5 protein-coding genes are annotated in these 3,597 nt (G+C 49.7%); 3 read left to right on the top strand and 2 right to left on the bottom strand.

The genetic code is table 11. The features are described from left to right. Nucleotides 1–849, top strand: an 849-nt coding sequence (locus ON063_RS14345; protein ID WP_274665591.1) for a DUF916 domain-containing protein, incomplete at its 5' end; no start/stop codon positions are given. A gap of 98 nt (nt 850–947) precedes the next feature. On the opposite strand, the gene ON063_RS14340 is transcribed toward ON063_RS14345, so the two are convergent. Continuing rightward, complete coding sequence (locus ON063_RS14340) at nt 948–1,208, bottom strand: hypothetical protein (protein WP_224862008.1); 261 nt, start codon at nt 1,206–1,208, stop codon at nt 948–950. Between the two features lie 104 nt (nt 1,209–1,312). On the opposite strand from ON063_RS14340, the gene ON063_RS14335 reads away from it, so the two are divergent. Together ON063_RS14335 and ON063_RS14330 are read left to right on the top strand one after the other, a co-directional pair. Then, nucleotides 1,313–2,554 (top strand): UDP-glucose dehydrogenase family protein, encoded by a 1,242-nt coding sequence (locus ON063_RS14335; RefSeq protein WP_274665590.1) that lies wholly within the window; start codon nt 1,313–1,315, stop codon nt 2,552–2,554. Nucleotides 2,555–2,652: 98 nt separating this feature from the next. Beyond that, nucleotides 2,653–3,381 (top strand): DUF3784 domain-containing protein, encoded by a 729-nt coding sequence (locus tag ON063_RS14330; RefSeq protein WP_274665589.1) that lies wholly within the window; start codon nt 2,653–2,655, stop codon nt 3,379–3,381. A 12-nt stretch (nt 3,382–3,393) separates the two neighbouring features. Here the strand turns inward: ON063_RS14330 and ON063_RS14325 are convergent. After that, nucleotides 3,394–3,597: EAL domain-containing protein (locus ON063_RS14325; RefSeq protein ID WP_274665588.1), on the bottom strand; the 204-nt coding region annotated here is incomplete at its 5' end.

Genomic DNA, 3,597 nt, shown 5'->3' with positions numbered 1-3,597 from the left:
GTGAAGCAAGATGATGAAACGACGTTAGAGGTGATTATCCACAACCATGCGTCTGAAGACAAAACGTTCGATGTAAAGATTGGGAATGGCTATACGAATGAGAACGGGGTCGTCATGTATGATCAGGAAAATGCGATTCCGGACCACCTCTCTTTCACAGAACTTGTGTCCACTTTTGATGAAAACGTAACGATTGCGTCAGGCGAGTCGAAGCGAATATCGTTCGTATTGAAGAGCGTGAATGAAGACGTGAACGGCGTCATTTTAGGAGGGATTCGCGTATCCGAAACGGAGGAGCGACAAGAAGACGCGCAGGTCGGACTTCAAAATCGATATGAATACGTGATTGGCGTTGTCTTACGAACATCGGTCAAACAAGTCCCGTTTCGTCCAGAATGGCAAGGCGTGAACGTCAATCAAGAGCATCATTATCCACACATCGCATTTCAAGTGATGAATGCGTCTGGTTCCATCAGTCAAGACTTGGACATTCAAATGACGATTCGATCGGATGAACAAGATGTGAAGCTCAATCATGCGATGGAGGCGAAGCTCGTCCCTTACACATCGACGGGTTTTCGCTTCCCGCTGACGAAGCGACTAGATGCGGGCACTTATCAAGTCGAGATGACGATGACCGAATCGGGTACAGGGGCGACTTGGACTTGGGAAGACGAACTGGTCGTTTCTGAAGAAGAAGCGGAAACGATTCGTGAACGTGTCGAGCAACCGATTGTGGAAGAATCAAGCTTCTTTAGCGGAACGTGGACGATGTCGTTGCTTGCGCTCCTATTGACGGCAGCGTTCTTGTACATCGTTCATTTAAGAAGAAAGTTAAAGACACAATAACGCCACATCCCCGTCGATTGAACGGGGATTTTTGTATGCATGCAGGAATTTCACACACTTTCTCGAATAGGACAAAAAGAAAAAGCGCCCGACCGAGGTCAAACACTTTTCTTCATTTGCTGTTTTCGGTCGCGTTGTACTTTCCAAATCACTGACACAATGACAATCAGAATTGGAGCGAATACCCATGGTCGAGCTTCTAAGATTGAAACGAGCTCAAAGATGGAGAGCCAACCACTCACCATGATCAAGACAAGTAAAAAGGTTTTCAGTCCCCCCCGGACTGGCAGCCAAAAATAAATCAATAACGTCACCAAAAAGAAAGCGATTAAGCCCATACGGTTTGTCCTTTCACCCATCATTTTGACTCATTATAGCAAAGAACATCGAGAGAGTGTTAGAAGCTTCACTTCTTGAGCGTATTTGAGTACGCTTAGAAAAGATGATTGAAGGAGGAACTGATGTGAAATTTGGAATTATAGGCTTAGGATATGTTGGATTGGCGACACTATGCGGATTGGCCAAAGCTGGTCATGAAGTCATCGGGGTCGAGACGCACCAAGGGAAGTTAGGTCTCCTGAAGAGTGGTCACCCTCCATTCCACGAACCGGGCATGGCGGACGTGTTACTAGAGCACGCCGATCAAATCACGTTGACCGACGAAATTGCGGATGCAGATCATGTCGACTATTTGGTTCTCGCGGTCGGCACACCGAGTAAGCCCGATGGAAGTTGTGACCTCTTTTATATCGAGACAGCTCTATCTGAATTGAAGACGAAGCACAAGGTCATCATTCGTAGCTCGGTCCCACCTGGCACGACAGATTTATTGAAAATCATGTATCCTTCTCATACGTTTGCGATCGTACCCGAGTTTTTACAAGAAGGACGCGCCCTCGCAGATGTGATGAAACCACATCGTGTCGTCATCGGATGTGAGGACCTCGAGGTTTGTGAGGAGTTGGCAGGCATTTATGGCCGACTTGGCGTTCCGCTCATCTGTACGACACCGATCAATGCCGAGCTCATCAAATACGCCTCGAACGCCTTTTTGGCGACAAAGATCAGCTTCATGAACGACTTGTCTCGTCTAGCCGATGAGGCAGGGGCTGACATCACGACGATTGCGGACGGGATGGGGCTCGATCCACGGATCGGGCGTTCGTTCCTCAACGCTGGAATCGGATATGGGGGCTCTTGTTTCCCAAAAGATATGGATGCGCTTCTTCATGTAGCGGAAGAAAACAACGTCAATCTTCGCGTCATCAAGGCGGCAGCGAAAGTGAACGAAACACAAGCACCGTACGTATTGTCGAAACTTCGTCTAGAACCTAAGATGCGCGTCGCCATTCTCGGCTTGGCATTCAAACCAGGAACGGATGATATGCGAGATGCACCGTCCATTCTACTCGCACACCATATGGTCGCCCGCGATGTCGAAGTCATTGGCTATGACCCGATCGCAACATGGGAATACCCACAAGCGGCGTCTGTAGAAGAAGCCTTGAAGGATGCAGATTATGCGATTCTCGTCACGGAATGGGAAGAGCTTGTGAACTTGGCACCGGAAGCCTTCTCGGGCATGCGTCAACGTCGGTTGATTGATGCGCGGAATGCATGGAAGTTCGCACGTGACCCGGGTGACGTCGCGTACGAAGGCATTGGCCGGATGCAACGTCCGTCCAACACCCCGACATCAAACTAAATCTTCTGAGGGACCGCCCCATTCAGCGGTCCTGTTTTTGTATGGAATGAATCTTTTGCGTGACTCATGACGTAAAGGAAGAAGAGGAGGTGAGGCACATGTGGATTCTTTTATTGGCTGCTGTCATTGTCATCGCACTCGGTTTTGCAGTGGACCGTCTCGGATGGCACGATTTGATTTCGGGTTACAATACGATGTCGCGTGAGAAGCGGGAGCGGGTGAACATTCAAAAAGTGGCCCGTCTCGTCGCCTGGATGTGTTACGGGATTGGTGCCATCTTTATCCTCATCGCGCTCATCGAAGGATTTGAATTGGACATTCCGCTCGAACCGTTCTTTATCGTGATGATTGTCTTCACTGTGGCGTTACTTTGGCGGATGCAAAAGTATGATGGCAACATCTATGACGAATCAGGGCGTTTGAGACCGGGCGGTAAAAAGCGTCTCATCCCGATTGTCATCGTCTCCGTCGTCTTACTCGTTGGGGTGCCAGCGCTCATGTTTTGGTTCAGTCAACCGACCGAGGTGGCCGTGACAGATTCGACAATCGTCATTGAAGGGAGCTACAGCCGTGAGATTCCGTTTGATGAACTCGATGATGTGACGTGGACGACGTTACCCGAAATTGCGCGACGGACGAGCGGGGCGGAATCGGGATCACGTCTGACGGGACATTTTCGGACGAAAACAGGGGAGGACGTTCTTCTCTTTATCGACCGTGATGTCGAGCCGGTCATTCGACTCGATTGGTCGGAAGAACCGATTTACATCAATCAGTCCTCGGCAGAAGCGACGAGGCAATTATATGAGGACATTCGTTCTCGCTGAAGAAAGGGACACTCAATTCGAGTGTCCCTTCGTCTTGACCCATGATTCAAATGAAGTCGCATCGAGTGCGGGTGAGAAGTAGTAACCTTGCCCGAGCTCGACCCCTTCCCGAATCATACGGGACAGGTCGCTCTCGGTCTCAATCCCTTCCGCGAGAGCGGTCAACTGCTGTTCATTCGCAAAGCGTGAGACGGCACGTAAGAATGACGTGCTCTC

This window comes from Exiguobacterium sp. B2(2022), from assembly GCF_028823655.1.
Classification (GTDB): Bacteria; Bacillota; Bacilli; order Exiguobacteriales; family Exiguobacteriaceae; genus Exiguobacterium; species Exiguobacterium aestuarii_A.
This window is presented reverse-complemented; position numbering and strand designations above follow the sequence as displayed.